The sequence below is a fragment of the Variovorax sp. GW460-12-1-14-LB1 genome (assembly GCF_059423605.1).
This window is the reverse complement of sequence record NZ_JBWKYF010000114.1, coordinates 1-14550: the sequence shown is the minus strand read 5'-3', so window position 1 is coordinate 14550 and position 14550 is coordinate 1. Positions and strand designations below refer to the sequence as shown.

The 14550-nt window shown below is 69.0% G+C and carries 15 protein-coding genes and 1 pseudogene; 8 read left to right on the top strand and 8 right to left on the bottom strand.

What is annotated here, in order from left to right:
* Positions 1–123: 123 nt before the first annotated feature.
* Positions 124–588, bottom strand: a complete 465-nt coding sequence (locus AC07Y4_RS31295) for a GNAT family N-acetyltransferase (protein WP_487846822.1) — start codon at positions 586–588, stop codon at positions 124–126.
* A 123-nt stretch (positions 589–711) separates the two neighbouring features.
* On the opposite strand from AC07Y4_RS31295, the gene AC07Y4_RS31290 reads away from it, so the two are divergent.
* Positions 712–1740: an aldo/keto reductase gene (locus tag AC07Y4_RS31290; RefSeq protein ID WP_070060858.1), complete on the top strand. Its 1029-nt coding sequence runs from the start codon at positions 712–714 to the stop codon at positions 1738–1740.
* Positions 1741–1746: 6 nt separating this feature from the next.
* Here the strand turns inward: AC07Y4_RS31290 and AC07Y4_RS31285 are convergent, their stop codons facing one another.
* The gene (locus AC07Y4_RS31285) at positions 1747–2640 is read right to left on the bottom strand and encodes a LysR substrate-binding domain-containing protein (protein ID WP_487846823.1); all 894 of its coding nucleotides are present in this window, start codon (positions 2638–2640) and stop codon (positions 1747–1749) included.
* 77 nt (positions 2641–2717) lie between these two features.
* On the opposite strand from AC07Y4_RS31285, the gene AC07Y4_RS31280 reads away from it, so the two are divergent.
* Positions 2718–3893, top strand: a complete 1176-nt coding sequence (locus tag AC07Y4_RS31280; protein WP_495275594.1) for an NAD(P)/FAD-dependent oxidoreductase — start codon at positions 2718–2720, stop codon at positions 3891–3893.
* Here AC07Y4_RS31280 and AC07Y4_RS31275 read toward each other — a convergent pair.
* A pseudogene (locus tag AC07Y4_RS31275) lies at positions 3890–4984 on the bottom strand (oxidoreductase). The gene AC07Y4_RS31280 and the pseudogene AC07Y4_RS31275 overlap by 4 nt on opposite strands.
* Positions 4981–5385, bottom strand: coding sequence for a RidA family protein (locus tag AC07Y4_RS31270; RefSeq protein ID WP_159271659.1), 405 nt, complete (start codon positions 5383–5385; stop codon positions 4981–4983). Before AC07Y4_RS31270 ends, AC07Y4_RS31275 begins: the two are co-directional and overlap by 4 nt.
* A gap of 139 nt (positions 5386–5524) precedes the next feature.
* On the opposite strand from AC07Y4_RS31270, the gene AC07Y4_RS31265 reads away from it, so the two are divergent.
* From AC07Y4_RS31265 to AC07Y4_RS31255, 3 genes are all read left to right on the top strand, one after another.
* Complete coding sequence (locus AC07Y4_RS31265; protein WP_487846826.1) at positions 5525–6427, top strand: LysR substrate-binding domain-containing protein; 903 nt, start codon at positions 5525–5527, stop codon at positions 6425–6427.
* An 8-nt stretch (positions 6428–6435) separates the two neighbouring features.
* Positions 6436–7731 carry an acetyl-CoA hydrolase/transferase family protein gene (locus AC07Y4_RS31260; RefSeq protein ID WP_487846827.1) on the top strand — a complete coding sequence of 432 codons (1296 nt, stop codon included), beginning with the start codon at positions 6436–6438 and terminating at the stop codon, positions 7729–7731.
* A gap of 69 nt (positions 7732–7800) precedes the next feature.
* The gene (locus tag AC07Y4_RS31255) at positions 7801–8358 is read left to right on the top strand and encodes a DUF4189 domain-containing protein (RefSeq protein WP_487846828.1); all 558 of its coding nucleotides are present in this window, start codon (positions 7801–7803) and stop codon (positions 8356–8358) included.
* Here the strand turns inward: AC07Y4_RS31255 and msrA are convergent, their stop codons facing one another.
* The 4 genes from msrA to AC07Y4_RS31235 all read right to left on the bottom strand — a co-directional run bounded on the left by msrA (position 8359) and on the right by AC07Y4_RS31235 (position 10926).
* The gene (gene msrA, locus AC07Y4_RS31250; protein ID WP_487846829.1) at positions 8359–9063 is read right to left on the bottom strand and encodes a peptide-methionine (S)-S-oxide reductase MsrA; all 705 of its coding nucleotides are present in this window, start codon (positions 9061–9063) and stop codon (positions 8359–8361) included. It abuts the gene before it with no gap.
* Between the two features lie 88 nt (positions 9064–9151).
* Positions 9152–9403, bottom strand: a complete 252-nt coding sequence (locus tag AC07Y4_RS31245) for a pentapeptide MXKDX repeat protein (protein WP_095745469.1) — start codon at positions 9401–9403, stop codon at positions 9152–9154.
* Positions 9404–9511: 108 nt separating this feature from the next.
* Entirely contained in the window at positions 9512–10306 is a 795-nt protein-coding gene (locus AC07Y4_RS31240) for a molybdopterin-dependent oxidoreductase (RefSeq protein WP_487846830.1), read from the bottom strand.
* The gene (locus AC07Y4_RS31235; RefSeq protein WP_487846831.1) at positions 10303–10926 is read right to left on the bottom strand and encodes a cytochrome b/b6 domain-containing protein; all 624 of its coding nucleotides are present in this window, start codon (positions 10924–10926) and stop codon (positions 10303–10305) included. The genes AC07Y4_RS31240 and AC07Y4_RS31235 overlap by 4 nt, the downstream gene beginning before the upstream one ends.
* Before the next feature lie 97 nt (positions 10927–11023).
* On the opposite strand from AC07Y4_RS31235, the gene AC07Y4_RS31230 reads away from it, so the two are divergent.
* From AC07Y4_RS31230 to AC07Y4_RS31220, 3 genes are all read left to right on the top strand, one after another.
* Positions 11024–11755 (top strand): response regulator transcription factor, encoded by a 732-nt coding sequence (locus tag AC07Y4_RS31230; protein ID WP_495275593.1) that lies wholly within the window; start codon positions 11024–11026, stop codon positions 11753–11755.
* Positions 11755–13230: a sensor histidine kinase gene (locus AC07Y4_RS31225; RefSeq protein WP_487847328.1), complete on the top strand. Its 1476-nt coding sequence runs from the start codon at positions 11755–11757 to the stop codon at positions 13228–13230. The genes AC07Y4_RS31230 and AC07Y4_RS31225 overlap by 1 nt, the downstream gene beginning before the upstream one ends.
* Positions 13231–13333: 103 nt before the next feature.
* On the top strand, positions 13334–14257 hold the full coding sequence (locus AC07Y4_RS31220; RefSeq protein WP_487846833.1) for a crotonase/enoyl-CoA hydratase family protein: 924 nt from the start codon (positions 13334–13336) through the stop codon (positions 14255–14257).
* Positions 14258–14550: the final 293 nt, after the last annotated feature.

Here is a 14550-nt window from a genome sequence, read left to right as displayed (position 1 = left end):
CAACTTGACAACCCCAGCAGCAGGGCGCAGCCCGCGGTGAACATGAGCCGGCGAAGAATCCCTCTTGTCTGCATGTGGTGTTCCTTATGGTGATGACCGTGGTGACGGAAGCCGGGGGCGATCTTAGGGGCGATGGGGTGTCGGTGTCTTCTGCATGAACACACTCAACGGATCGTCCGGGTAGTCCCCGAAGCGCTCGCGCCGCGCATACCCCGCACGCGCATAGAAGGCCAGCGCCTCGGGCTGGCTCACGCCCGTCTCCAGTCGGAACATCGCGCATCCGCGCGCCGTCGCTTCGGCTTCGAGAAAGCCCAGCACCTTCGCCGCGACACCTTGCCCGCGGTTCTGTGGGCGCACGTACATGCGCTTGAGTTCGCCGTAGCCGGGGTTCATGACGACGGCGCCGCAGCCGATGGCCGTGCCGGCCGCGTCGCGCGCGACGGCGAACAGCACATGGGCGGCCGACAGCGCGGCGATGTTGATGCCGTAGTGGCTCTCGGGCGGGTACAGCGGCTTCTGGTACGCGTCGAGGTCGTCGATGAGCTGGACGACGTCGGGCTGGTTCGGGTTTTCGATCGAGATCTGCATCGTTCGATCGTAGCGAGCCGAAGCGCTGCAAAGCCCGACGCGCGACGGGGTTCTGCGCGGCGGCCAACAATGGCCGCGTCATTCATCCGTGTTCGTTGTTCGTTCGATTCAAGGAGTAGAACTTTGGAATACCGTCATCTGGGCAAATCAGGCCTCAAGGTCCCCGTGTTGAGCTTCGGCACCGGCACCTTCGGCGGCAAGGGCGAGTTTTTCAGCGCGTGGGGCAGCACCGACGTGGCCGAGGCGCGCACGCTCATCGACATCTGCATGGACGCCGGCGTGAACATGTTCGACAGCGCCGACATCTACTCGGGCGGCGCCGCCGAATCGGTGCTCGGCGAGGCGATCAAGGGCCGCCCGCGCGACCGGCTGCTGATCTCGACCAAGGCCACCTTCCGCAGCGGCGAGGGGCCGAACGACGTGGGCTCGTCGCGTCACCACCTCGTGCAGGCGGTCGATGCGTCGCTGAAACGGCTGGGCACCGACTACATCGACCTGTTCCAGCTGCACGGCTTCGACGCCAGCACGCCGGTGGAAGAAACGCTGTCCACGCTCGACGACCTCGTGCGCGCGGGCAAGCTGCGCTATGTGGGCGCGTCGAACTTCTCGGGCTGGCACCTCATGAAGTCGCTGGCGGTGTCCGAGCAGCGCGGCTATGCGCGCTATGTGGCGCACCAGGCCTACTACTCGCTGGTCGGGCGCGAGTACGAGTGGGAGCTGATGCCGCTGGCGCAAGACCAGGGCGTGGGCGCGGTGGTCTGGAGCCCGCTGGGCTGGGGCCGGCTCACGGGCAAGATCCGCCGCGGCCAGCCGCTGCCCGCCAACAGCCGCCTGCACGTGACGGCCGACATGGGCCCGCCCGTGCCCGACGAGCTGCTGTACCGCGTGGTCGAGGCACTCGAAAAAGTTGGCGCCGAAGTCGGCAAGACGGTGCCGCAGGTCGCGCTCAACTGGCTGCTGCAACGCCCGACGGTGTCGAGCGTGGTGGTCGGCGCGCGTGACGAGGCGCAGCTGCGCCAGAACCTCGGCGCGGTGGGCTGGAACCTCACGCCGGCGCAGGTGGCCGAGCTCGACGCGGCCAGCGCGACCACGCGCACCTACCCGTACTGGCACCAGCAGGGTTTCAAGGAACGCAACCCGAACCCCGTCTGACCGGATTCAGTCGGGTGTCAGCCCCAGCACCCACTGCTTGAACTGCTCCAGCGCCCCGGAGGCCGGTCGGCCTTCGGGGTATGCGAAGTAGTAGCCCTGGTGCACGTCCAGGTGCCGGTCCACCGGGATCACGAGTTCGCCGGTGCGCAGCTCTTGCTCGACCAGGATGCGCGGCGCCAGCCCCACGCCCATGCCCGCCGCCGCGGCGGCCACCACCATGGTGAACAGCTCGTAGCGCGGCCCGCGCGACGCGTGCACCGTGTACTCCCACTCTTGCTGCGCGTACCAGTCACGCCAGGCATGGGCGCGCGTGCTCAGGTGCACGTGGCGGCAGCGCTCGAAGCCGGCCTCGTCCCACCGGGCCTGCGCATCGCGGAACGCAGGGCTGCAGATGGGCACCATCTCGCCTTCGGAAAAGATCAGCCCGCCGCGCGTGTTCGGCCAGAACTGGTCGCCGAAGTAGATCGCCGCGTCGTACGCGTTTTCCTGGAACGAGAAGGGCTGCGAGCGCGCCGACAGGTTCACCGTGATGTTCGGGTGCAGCCGGCTGAAGTCGGGCAGCCGCGGGATGAGCCATTGCGTGGCGAAGGTCGGCACCACGGCCAGCTCGAGCACGAAGCCCATCTCGTGGCCGGCGCTGATTTCCAGCGTGTCGCGACGGATCTGGTCGAGGTGGCGGCGGATGCGCGCGGCGTACTCGCGGCCCACGTCGGTGAGCGTGAGCCGCTTGCGCACGCGCGAGAACAGCTGCACGCCCAGGCGCTGCTCCAGCATCGCCACCTGGCGCCCGACCGCGCTTTGCGTGAGCGCCAGCTCGGTCGCCGCGCGGGTGAAGCTCCCCAGGCGCGCCGAGGCCTCGAAGGCCTGCAGCGCGCCGAGGTTGGGAATGTCTTTTCTCATCGCGCTATTCTGGCGGGAGCGTGCGCAGCCCGGGCAACGGCCCGGGCCAGCACATCGAAGACACGGAAAGGCATCACATGCGGCGTGTGGCGATCATCGGCGGCGGGGCCATCGGCTCGGCCATCGCGTACTTCCTGGGCGCCGACCCGACGGGCGAGGCCTTCGACATCACGGTGGTGGAGCGCGACTTCTCGTACCGTCAGGCCTCGTCGGCGTTGTCGGCCAGCTCGATCCGGCAGCAGTTCTCCACCGCCATCAACATCGAGATGTCGCTCTATGGCATCGAGTTTTTCCGCACGCTGGGCGAGACACTGCGCGTGGGCGATGACGACGCGCCGGACATCGGTTTGGTCGAGCCGGGCTACCTGTACCTGGCCTCGCCGGCGGGTGTCGACGTGCTGCGCGAGAACCACGCGACGCAGAAGGCGCATGCGGTGGACGTGGCGCTGCTGACGCCCGAGGAACTGAAGGCGCGCTTCCCGTGGCTCTCGACCGAGGGCATCGCGCTCGCATCGCTCGGCCTTTCGGGCGAGGGCTGGTACGACGGCTACAGCCTGCTGCAGGCCTTTCGCAAGAAGGCAGTGTCGCAAGGCGTGCGCTATGTGCAGGCGCAGGCGACGGGCCTGCAGCGCGAGGGCCGCCGCGTCACCGGCGTGCAGCTCGACGGCGGCGACACGCTGCATGCGGACATCGTCGTCAACGCGGCGGGCGCATGGGCGGCGCCGGTCGCGCAGTGGGCCGGCATCGCGCTGCCCGTGCACGGGCGACGCCGCAGCGTGTTCAGCTTTTCATGCCCGAGCACCTTGCCCGGTTGCCCGCTGGTCATCGACACCTCGGGCATCTGGCTGCGGCCCGAAGGTCGCCAGTTCATCTGCGGCTTTGCGCCGCCCGAAGACCGGGACCTCAACTACGCGCCGCTCGAAGTCGACCACGAGGCCTTCGAGAATTTCATCTGGCCGGCGCTGGCGGAACGCATCCCGGCCTTCGAGGCCGTCCGCATGACCGGCGCCTGGGCCGGCTACTACGAGATGAACGTGTTCGACCACAACGCGATCCTCGGCCAGCATCCCGACTGCGACAACCTCTACTTCGCGAACGGCTTCTCGGGCCACGGGCTGCAGCAGTGCCCGGCGGCGGGGCGCGGCATCGCGGAGCTGATCCGCTTCGGCGGCTACCGCAGCCTCGACCTGTCGCCGCTGTCGTTCGCGCGCATCCTCGAGAACCGGCCGCTGCGCGAGAAGAACATCATCTAGGGTTGCTGCTCCGTCGGCTTGATGTCCCCCACGGGCGACAGCAGCGCCGGGTCGAAGGCGGCGAGCGCGCGACCTTCCTTCAGGCGTCGCGGCCAGTCGGGGTTCGACAGCGCGCCGCGTCCCAGCGCCACGAAGTCGGCGCCGTCCGCAAGCGCCGCTTCGGCGCGCCCCGGGTCGTGCAGGCCGCCGTTGGCGACGATTGCGAGGCCGGGCGCATGGCGGCGCGCAAGCTGCAGCAGGCTCGGCCCCGCATCGCCGAAGGCCGGTCGCCAGGCTTCGAACTCGGTGACGTGCAGGTAGTCGATGCCGCTGTGCGCCAGCGCCCCGAACACCGTCGCCGCGCCGGCTTCGGCTTCCGGCCACTTGTGGCCGAAGTCGTTGACCTTGCCTTGCGAGATGCGCACGCCGAGCGGCGCCGATGCGCCCAGCATCTGCCGCACCGCACGCGCCACCTCGACCGTGAGCTGCACGCGCTGCGCGAGGGCGCCGCCTCAGCGGTCGGTGCGCGTGTTGGTGTGGCCGGTCAGGAACTGGTCGAGCAGGTAGCCGTTCGCGCCGTGGATCTCCACGCCGTCGAAGCCCGCCACTTCCATCGCCAGCAGCGCGGCCCGGGCGAAGCCGCGAATCGCCTCGGCGATGTCGGCATCGGTCATCGCGCGGGGCACCGGGTACTCGCCTTCGCCGCGGTAGGCCGTCATCTGCGTGCCGAGCGGGCGAACGGCCGACGGCCCCGCCGTGTGGTCGCGAAAGCGGTTGAACTGCGACAGCGCGCCCGCATGCATGAGCTGCGCGATGGCGCGCCCGCCCGCGCCCTGGATCGCCTTCACCACCGGGCGCCACGCGCGGGCCTGTTCGCCATCGATCAAGCCGGGCTGACGGGCATAGCCTTGCGCGTACGCCGCGTCGGTGTAGATGCCTTCGGTGATGACGAGCCCGAAGCCGCCCCGCGCAAAGCGCTCGTAGTAGCGGGCCATGGTGCCGTTGGCGTGGCCCTCGGGCGAGGCGCTGACGCGCGTCATCGGCGCCACGGCGAGCCGGTTGGGCAGCTGCAGGCCATGCAGCTTCGCCGGCGCGAGCAGCGGCGTGCTCATCGGGCGTCTCCGGGCGCGACGGCGATGGCCTCGATCTCGATCATCGCGTCGGGCGAGTACAGGCCCGAGACTTCCACGATGGTGTCGGCCGGGTAGGGCGCCGAGAACCACTGGCGGCGCAGTTCGACGATCTTCGGGAAGTTCGCCATGGAGGTCAGGAAGATCGTCACCTTGACCACGTTGCCCAGGCCCGTGCCGGCGGCCCGCAGCACGCGGTCGAGGTTCTTGAAGGCCTGCTCGGCCTGGCGGTCGAAGTCGCCCTTGCCGACGATCTCGCCGTCGTCGCCGATCGCGGCCTGGCCGGACACGAAGACCAGGTTGCCGAGCTGGATGGCCTGCGACAGCAGGAAGGGGGCGTAGGGGTCAGGCTGCGTGTGGATTTGCTTGGGTTGGAGTTGCATGACAGGTGCCTTTGATGGTGAATTTGAGATCAGCCGTGGAAGTGGTTTCTTCCCGCGACCCCTGAAATTTAGGGATGAAGAGGGCGCCCGACAAAGGCTGATTTTTCAGCCAATGGATGAGTTGAGCTAATCTGTACGCATGCGAAGACTTCCTCCCCTGGGCGCACTGCGCGTGTTCGAGGCCGCGGCCCGCCGGTTGAGCTTCAAGGCCGCCGCCGACGAACTGCACGTCACGCCCACCGCCGTCAGCCACCAGATCAAGCAGCTCGAGGAAACGCTCGAGGTGCGCCTGTTCGAACGCGGCACGCGGCAGGTGCACCTGACGGCCGCCGGGCACCAGCTGTTTCCCGCGCTGCGTGACGGCTTCGACAGCTTCGAGCGCGCCGTCGACGGCGTGCGCCGCCTGAAGGGCACGCGCATCGCCACGCTGTCGTCCACCGTCGGTTTCATGGCCCGGCGGCTGGCGCCGCGCGCGGGCACCTTCCGCGACCTGCACCCCGAATGGACGTTGCGGCTGGACGCCACCAACCAGGTCGTCGACCTCGACACCGAGGCCGATGCGGCGATTCGCTACGGCAACGGCCGCTACGCCGACCTGGTCGTCGAGCCGCTGTTCCAGGACCACTACGCGCCGGTCTGCAGCCCCGCGCTGGCGGTCGCGGCCAAGAAAGACCTGCGCGCCGTCTCGCTGATCCATTTCGAATGGGGCCGCGCGGGGCGCGACGAAACGCTGGCGCCCGTGTGGCGCACCTGGCTCGCGCGCGCGGGCCGCACCGATGTCGATGCGCAGGCCGGCCTGTCGTTCACCGAAGAGATCCACGCGGTGCAGGCCACGGTCGCGGGGCAGGGCGTCGGCCTGCTGAGTCTGGCGCTCGTGGCCGACGAGCTGGCGTCGGGCCTGCTGGTGCAGCCCTTCGAACTGTCGGTGGAAAGCTACCGCTACGACCTGGTCTACAGCCCGCGCGCCGCCACCCGCCCCGCGACGGCCGTGCTGCGCGACTGGGTACACCGCGAGTTCAGCGGCGGCGAAAAGAAGGCATAGTGGCAGGCATGACTGCCCAGACCCTGTACGCGCAAAAGCGCGTCTTAGCCGCCGATGCCGTGCGCCAGGTGCGCAACGGCGACATGATCATCGTGCCCACCGGCGTCGGCGAGCCGCCCTCGCTGCTCGCGGCCTTGTCCGAGCAGCGCCGCGACTTCCGCGACGTGAAGGTGGCGCAGATCCTGGCGATGCGCAAGTACGCCTACATCGACCCCGAGACGGTCGAGCACGTGCGCCACGTCGCGCTGTTCTTCGGCGGTGCCACGCGCGCGGGCGGGCAGGCAGGCTGGATCGACTTCATTCCGAACTACTTCTCCGAGATCCCGGCGCAGATCGAGCGCGGGCAGATCGCGGCCGACGTGGTGTTCAGCATGGCTTCGCCGATGGACGCGCACGGCTACTTCGCGCTGAGCCTGGGCCCCGACTACACGATGGCCGCCGTGGCGAAGGCGCGCGCGGTCGTGCTCGAGGTGAACCCCAACGTGCCCTATGCGCACGGCAACTGCCACGTGCACATCTCGCAGGTGGCGGCGCTGGTCGAGAGCAGCGAGCCCGTGATGGAAGTCGGCCTGCCCAAGATCGGCCCGGTGCAGGAAGCCATCGGCAAGCACGTGGCCGACCTGATCGACGACGGCGCCACCTTGCAGATCGGCTACGGCGGCATTCCCGACGCGGTGGTGATGCAGCTCACGGGCAAGCGCGACCTGGGCATCCACACCGAGATGATCGGCGACGGCATCCTCACGCTCGTGGAAAGCGGCGCGGTCACCAACCGCCGCAAGAACTACCTGCCGGGCAAGTCGGTCGCGACCTTCGCGCTGGGCTCCAGCAAGCTGTACCGCTTCATGGACCGCAACCCGGGGCTGGAGATGCACCCGGTGAACTTCACCAACGACCCGGCGCTGGCGGGGCTGAACGACAACCTCATCGCCATCAACGCCACCATGCAGATCGACCTGCTGGGCCAGTGCGGCTCAGAGAGCCTGGGCCACGCGCCGTACTCGGGCACCGGCGGGCAGTCGGACTTCGTGCGCGCGGCCAACCGCTCGCGCGGCGGCAAGGCCTTCATCGTGCTGCCTTCGACGGCCAAGGACGACACCATTTCGCGTATCGTGCCCTCGCTGTCGCCGGGCACGCATGTGAGCACGAGCAAGAACGACATCAACTACGTCGTCACCGAGTACGGCGTGGCGCAGCTGCGCGGCAAGTCGGCCAAACAGCGCGCGCAGGAGCTGATCGCGATTGCGCACCCGAACTTCCGGGCGGAGCTGACGGAGCAGGCGAAGCAAGCCAAACTGCTTTGAGTTTCGTGGGGCGCAGGGCGTGACTTAGGGCACTCCTGCGTGGCCCGGGCGCGGGCTACATTCGCTGCGATGAGCATCTCGTTGCGACACATCTTCCTGCTGGGCGCGGCCTGCGTGCTGTCCGGCCAGGCGTTTGCCTGCAGCGGGCCGGGCCAGCCGGGATGCCCGCCACCGAACGCGCCGGGCTGGCCACACAACAGCCGGCCGCCACCCCGGGACACCGTGCCCATACTGCCCGGCGGCACGGGCCGCTACAGCGACCCCGACGAGTACCTGGCGCCGCCGCCGCCGGACCCCACCTTCTCCTACAAATGGGGCGCGTACGTCATCGACAAGTCGAAGGGCGCCTTCGGCGGGGTCGACAACCGGGCGACCCAGGCCGATGCCGAAAACAACGCCATTGCCCAGTGCGTGGGCAACGGCGGCACCGCCATCGGCTGCCGCAGCATGACGCTGACCTGGCAGGAAGGCTGCGGCGTGGTCGTGATGGGCCGCAACGTGCTGTCGATGAAGGCCAGCAAGCTGCAAAGCGCGGCGCAGGCGGAAGCGATGGCGGAGTGCTCCGCGCACGCGAAGGACTGCAAGGTCGTCACCGCGCGCTGCAACGCGCTGGTCGTCAATCGCTGATCAGCTGGCCTTGGCCGCCCGCACCAGCGACGGCGTGGCCTTGTAGCTCTCGGGGAACAGCTTCTTCAGGTCGTCGATCTTGGGCAGGTCGTTGATCGCGATGTAGGGCTGGTTCGGGTGCAGCGTGAGGTAGTCCTGGTGGTAGTCCTCCGCCGCATAGAAGGGCTTGGACACCTCGACCGTGGTCGCCAGCGGCTTGTTGCCGAAGGTCCTGGCCTGGTTCAGCTGGGCGATGTAGGCGCTGGCGATGCGGGCCTGCTCGGCGTTTTCGGCGAACACGGTGGAGCGGTACTGCGGGCCGGTGTCGGGGCCCTGGCGGTTGAGTTCGGTCGGGTCGTGCGCCACCGAGAAATAGATCTGCAGCAGCTTGCCGTAGCTGACCTTGCGCGGGTCGTAGCTGATGCGCACGGCCTCGGCATGGCCGGTGCGGCCCGAGCCGACCTCGTCGTAGCGCGCGGTGCGGGCCTCGCCGCCCGCGTAGCCCGAGAGCGCATTGCTCACGCCCTCGACACGCTGGAACACGCCCTGCACGCCCCAGAAGCAGCCGCCCGCGAACACGGCGGTGGCGGTGGTGGCGCCTGCGGGTGCGGTGAGGTCGACCGTGGGCGCGGGCACGCGGCGCGCGGTCTCGGCAAAGGACGGAGCTGCGTGCCAGGCGAAGGCGGCGGCGGCGAGCGTGCCGGCGGCGATGGCGAAGGATTTCATGGCGGTCTTTCGTAGGGAGCGCGGATGAGAGAACAGTGATCCCGATCCCGCCGCCCGTCAATGGCGGCGGGGCCGGGGAGGAGGCGGCTTACTTCTTCATCTCGTCCTTGCCCATCGCGTCCTTTTTCATTTCGTCCTTGGCCATGGCATCTTTTTTCATGCCATCTTTGGCCATGCCGTCCTTCTTCATGGCGTCCTTGCCCATGGCGTCTTTCTTCATCCCGTCCTTGGCCATGCTGTCCTTCTTCATGCCGTCCTTGGCCATGTCGTCCGCAGCCAAGGCCGAGGCGCCGGCGAAGGCCATGCAGGTGGCGAGGAGGGTGGCGGTGAGCTTGTTCATGAGAGTCTTCCTGAGTTGAGGTTGGGTTTTGTTGTCGAGATCGGCCTGGCTCCCTGTCGGAATTCGGCCTCGCGCTTTCTTCGGCAGTCGAGCGGCTGTGGCAGCCCCTCAGCTCCCTCCGAACCAGTTGTAGCCCTGGTCTTCCCAGTAGCCACCGGGATAGGTGTTGGTCACGTACATCGCCTGGATGTGCTTCGGGTTCTTGTAGCCAAGCTTGGTCGGCATGCGCAGCTTCATCGGGAAGCCGTACTTCGGCGGCAGCGGCTGGCCGTCGTAGCTCAGCGTCAGCAGCGTCTGCGGGTGCAGCGCGGTCGGCATGTCGATGCTGGTGTGGTAGTCGTCCGCGCACTGGAAGCCGACGTACTTGGCGCTCAGGTCCGCGCCGACGTGGCGCAGGAAATCGGCAAAACGCACACCGCCCCACTTGCCGATGGCGCTCCAGCCTTCGACGCAGATGTGGCGCGTGATCTGGTCCTGCTGCGGCAGGGCGCGCAGCTCGGCGAGCGTCCAGCGGCGCTTGTCGGCGACCATGCCGCTCACTTCGAGGCGGTAGGTGGCCTCGTCGACCTCGCGGACCTCGTCCTCGCCGTAGTAGGCGTTGAACGGAAAGGGGCGCGTGATCTCGGCTTCGGTGTAGGTCGGCGCCAGCCGCGTCGGGCTGAAGAGCCAGCCTTGCACCTCGTCGTTGAAGCGCGAGACCTTTGCCAGCGCTGCTTCCACGTGGCTGTCATCGCTGATGCTGCAGCCGGTGAGCATCGACAGGCCGCCCAGCGTCAGCGAACGGCGCAGGAACACGCGGCGCGAGGGCGCGTCGAGCCGGCGCTCGATGAGGGCGCGGGCTTCGCGCACCACGGCGTCGCCGTCGACACCGACCAGGGGAGGGCGTTTGAAAAAGAGGCTCATGGGGTGTGGGGCGCGCGACCGCGCAGCATGGTGAGCAGGGTGCGGGGCACGAGCGCCACCATCACGAGGTGCACGGCAACGAAAGCCACCAGGGCGGCCATCGCCACGAAGTGGACGCGGCGCGCGGCTTCGTAGCCGCCCAGCAGCTCGCGCAGCAGCGGAAACTGCACCGACTTCCACAGCACCAGCCCCGACAGCACGATCGCGACCAGGTCGACGATCACGAACAGGTAGGCCAGCTTCTGCACATGGTTGTAGTGGCGCGGGTCGGCGTGCGAGAGCCTGCCGCCGAGCGCGGCCCGCGCATCGCGCCAGAGGCCGGCCGGCGTGAGCGGGAAGAACTTGCGCGCGAAGCGCCCGCTGGCCAGGTTCAGCACCAGGTAGACCCCCCCGTTGAACACCAGCAGCCACATCGCCGCGAAGTGCCACTGCAGCGCGCCGCCGAGCCAGCCGCCCAGCGTGATCGAGGCCGGAAAGCGAAAGGCAAGGAAGGGCGCTGCGTTGTAGATGCGCCAGCCGCTCGTCACCAGCACCAGCACGGCCAGCGCGTTGAGCCAGTGCGTGACGCGCATCCACAGCGGGTGGATCGGTCGGTGGTCGGGGGCGGAGCGTGTCTGCATGGGCCGGATTGTTGGGCGCACCCCCTCGCCGATTCATCACGCAAAGTTCAAGGATTCGTGATAACTCCGAGGGGCGTCTCGCGGGACAATCGCGGCCATGGACACCGCCAAACGCGTGCTGATCGTCGAGGACGACGCCCACATTGCCGAGCTGCTGCGCATGCACCTGCGCGACGAGGGCTATGCGGTCGAGCACGCCGCCGACGGCAACGCCGGCCTGCGCGCGCTGGAGCGCGGCCAGTGGGATGCGCTGGTGCTCGACCTCATGCTGCCCGGCATCGACGGCCTCGAGATCTGCCGCCGCGCCCGCGCCATGGCGCGCTACACGCCCATCATCATCGTGAGCGCACGCTCGAGCGAAGTGCATCGCATCCTCGGGCTCGAACTGGGCGCCGACGACTACCTGGCCAAGCCCTTCTCGGTGCTGGAGCTGGTGGCGCGCGTGAAGGCGCTGCTGCGGCGCACCGACGCGCTGGCGCGCAACGCGCGGCTGGAATCGGGCAGCCTCACGCTGGGCAACCTCGACGTCGAGCCGCTGGCGCGCGAGGTGCGTGTCGACGGCAAGCCCATCGAGCTCACGCCGCGCGAGTTCGACCTGCTGTATTTCTTTGCGCGCCATCCCGGCAAGGTGTTCTCGCGGCTCGACCTGCTCAACCAGGTCTGGGGCTACCAGCACGACGGCTACGAGCACACGGTCAATACGCACATCAACCGGCTGCGCACCAAGGTCGAGGCCGACCCGGCCGCGCCGCGGCGCATCCTCACGGTGTGGGGGCGCGGCTACAAGCTCGCGGCGGACGACGCTGCGCCAAAAGGTGAGGTTCCATGATGGCGTGGGCCACGCTCTCGCGGCGCCTGTCGATCGCGTTCGCGGTGCTGCTGCTGGCCTGCTGCGGCGCCTCGGCGTGGCTGCAGATGCGCGCCGGCGCGCAGCACGCGCAAGAGGTGACGCAGCGCCTGTCGCTGGGGCTCGCGGCCCACATCGCGCAGAACACCGAGCTCATGAAGCCCGGCGGCCTCGACCCGGTGGCGGTGAAAGACCTGTTCGACAAGCTCATGACCGTCAACCCCAGCGTCGAGGTCTACGTGCTGGGGCTCGACGGCCGCATCGAGGCCCAGGCCGCGCCGCCCGGGCACCTCAAGCGCGACAAGGTGGCGCTCGGCCCCATCCGCCGGCTGCTGGCCGGCGAGCGGCTGCCCATCGCGGGCGACGATCCGCGCAGCCCCGACGGTGCCAAGGTCTTCAGCGCCGCGCCGCTGCGCATGGGCGGCCGCGACGCCGGCTATGTGTACGTGGTGCTGCAAGGCGAAGACCACGACGCACTGGCCGCCAACCTCTCGACCGACACCGTGCTGCGCACCACGCTGTGGTCGATGGCCTTGGTGGCGCTGCTGGGGCTCATCGCCGGGCTGGTGGCGTTCCGCCTCATCACGCGGCCGCTGCGCGAGCTGACGGCGGCGGTGCGGCGTTTCGAGGCCGAGGGCATCGCGGCACTGGAGCGCGAGGCGCCCATGCCCGCGCCGCCGCGCCACGGCGACGACGAGATCGCGCAACTGCAGCAGGCCTTTGCGCAGATGACGCGCCGCATCGCCGAGCAGTGGCGCGAACTGAGCCTGCAGGACCGCCAGCGCCGCGAACTCTTCGCCAACATCTCGCACGACCTGCGCACGCCGCTCACTTCGCTGCACGGCTACCTCGAGACGCTGCTGCTCAAGGCCGGCACGCTCAGCGAGGAAGAGCGCCGCCGCTACCTGGAGATTGCGCTCGGCCAGAGCCGCAAGGTGGGCCGGCTCGCGCAGGAGGTGTTCGAGCTGGCACGGCTCGAGTACGGCGTGGTCAAGCCCGAGAAAGAGAACTTCGCGCTCGCCGACCTCGTGCAGGACGTGTTCCAGAAGTTCGAGCTCGCGGCCGAGGCGCGGCGCCAGCAGCTCAAGCCCGACATCGCGCCGAACCTGCCCGTGGTGTCGGCCGACCTCGGCATGATCGAGCGCGTGCTGACCAACCTGCTGGACAACGCCATCCGCCACACGCCGGCCGGCGGCGAGATCGAGGTGCGCCTGCGCCCGTCCGACGCCGGCGTGGCGGTGCAGGTGAGCGACACCGGCCCCGGCATTCCGGGCGAGCTGCAGAAGGGCCTGTTCACGCGGCCGGCCTTTGCCGATGGCGGTGCGCGCGGCGGCGGGCTGGGGCTGATGATCGTGCAGCGCATCCTGCAGCTGCACGGCAGCGACATCCGGCTCGTGCCGCAGCCGGGCAAGGGCGCGGTGTTCCTGTTCCGGCTCGGGGGCGCCACAGCGCGCTGAAGGCGCTGAAGCCGGCGGTCGGCGGGTTTGCCAGCGGGCGGCGGGCGATGCTACAAGCGAAGCGGCATCACCCCCCCCCAAGAACAGAAGGAGACCACCGACCATGCCCGCTTTCGAGACCGTCCTGATCGACAAGGACCCGCAGCACCCGCGCATCGCACGCCTCGTGCTCAACCGCCCCGAGAAGCTCAATGCCATCGGCGACAGCACGCCGACCGACATCCGCCGCGCGGTCGAATGGGCCGAGGCCGACGACGAGGTGCATGTGATCGTGGTCGAGGGCGCGGGCCGCGCCTTCTGCGCCGGCTACGACCTGGGCGACTACGCCGAAGGCCACGGCCGCGAAGGCCAGGCCGACCATCCCTGCCGGCAGGAAAAAACGCCGTGGGACCCGATGCTCGACTACGCCGCCATGAAGCGCAACACCGAAGACTTCATGTCGCTGTGGCGCTGCCGGAAGCCCACCATCGCCAAGGTGCACGGCTACGCGGTGGCGGGCGGCAGCGACATCGCGCTGTGCTGCGACCTGCTCACCATGGCCGACGATGCGCGCATCGGCTACATGCCCACGCGCGTGTGGGGCTGCCCGACCACCGCGATGTGGACCTACCGCCTCGGCGCATTGCGCGCCAAGCAGCTCATGTTCACCGGCGACACCATCACCGGCACGCAGGCGGTCGACTGGGGCCTGGCCAACTTCGCGGTGCCCGCGGCGCAGCTCGACGAGGCCACGCTGACGCTCGCGCAGCGCATCGCGGGCGTGCCCAGTTCGCATCTCATGATGCACAAGATGGTCGTCAACCAGGTCTGGCATTCGATGGGGCTGGAGCAGACCCAGATGTTCGCCACCGTGTTCGACGGCATCACGCGCCACAACCCCGAAGGCATGTGGTTCCGCCGCCAGGCCGAGGCCGAAGGCTTCAAGAGCGCGGTGCAGTGGCGCGACAGCGGCCGGCCGATTCCCGAAGGCGACGAGGCGAGGGCGCGCATCGCCGAGCTCGAAGCGAAGCTGGCTGCGCGCGGCTGAGCACACGGTCGCGTGGCGCCATGCTGGCGCCCATGTCACGCGACCGACATATCTCCCCTCGATGATCCGCCGCGCCTGCCGTTTGTCGCGTTGACGGCGGAAAGATGGCGCATCCATTTCGATGGATACAAAAGGGGAGGATTTCAATGCAGTTGTTCAATTTCTCGCGCACGGCTCTCGCGGCCTGTGCCTGCGCATTCATGGCCGCCTGCGGTGGCGGCAATGGCGGCGGTGGCGTGCCGATGTGGCCCATCGTGCCGGTCTCGCCTCCGGCCCCCGCGCCTGCGCCCGCC

Coding starts and splice junctions, on each gene's coding strand:
- AC07Y4_RS31240 (WP_487846830.1), bottom strand. CDS start 10,306: ATGAGCCTCTTTTTCAAACGCCCTCCCCTGGTCGGTGTCGACGGCGAC.
- AC07Y4_RS31230 (WP_495275593.1), top strand. CDS start 11,024: ATGGACACCGCCAAACGCGTGCTGATCGTCGAGGACGACGCCCACATT.
- AC07Y4_RS31265 (WP_487846826.1), top strand. CDS start 5,525: ATGCGAAGACTTCCTCCCCTGGGCGCACTGCGCGTGTTCGAGGCCGCG.
- AC07Y4_RS31285 (WP_487846823.1), bottom strand. CDS start 2,640: ATGAGAAAAGACATTCCCAACCTCGGCGCGCTGCAGGCCTTCGAGGCC.
- AC07Y4_RS31235 (WP_487846831.1), bottom strand. CDS start 10,926: ATGCAGACACGCTCCGCCCCCGACCACCGACCGATCCACCCGCTGTGG.
- AC07Y4_RS31260 (WP_487846827.1), top strand. CDS start 6,436: ATGACTGCCCAGACCCTGTACGCGCAAAAGCGCGTCTTAGCCGCCGAT.
- msrA (WP_487846829.1), bottom strand. CDS start 9,063: ATGAAATCCTTCGCCATCGCCGCCGGCACGCTCGCCGCCGCCGCCTTC.
- AC07Y4_RS31245 (WP_095745469.1), bottom strand. CDS start 9,403: ATGAACAAGCTCACCGCCACCCTCCTCGCCACCTGCATGGCCTTCGCC.
- AC07Y4_RS31220 (WP_487846833.1), top strand. CDS start 13,334: ATGCCCGCTTTCGAGACCGTCCTGATCGACAAGGACCCGCAGCACCCG.
- AC07Y4_RS31255 (WP_487846828.1), top strand. CDS start 7,801: ATGAGCATCTCGTTGCGACACATCTTCCTGCTGGGCGCGGCCTGCGTG.
- AC07Y4_RS31280 (WP_495275594.1), top strand. CDS start 2,718: ATGCGGCGTGTGGCGATCATCGGCGGCGGGGCCATCGGCTCGGCCATC.
- AC07Y4_RS31225 (WP_487847328.1), top strand. CDS start 11,755: ATGGCGTGGGCCACGCTCTCGCGGCGCCTGTCGATCGCGTTCGCGGTG.
- AC07Y4_RS31270 (WP_159271659.1), bottom strand. CDS start 5,385: ATGCAACTCCAACCCAAGCAAATCCACACGCAGCCTGACCCCTACGCC.
- AC07Y4_RS31295 (WP_487846822.1), bottom strand. CDS start 588: ATGCAGATCTCGATCGAAAACCCGAACCAGCCCGACGTCGTCCAGCTC.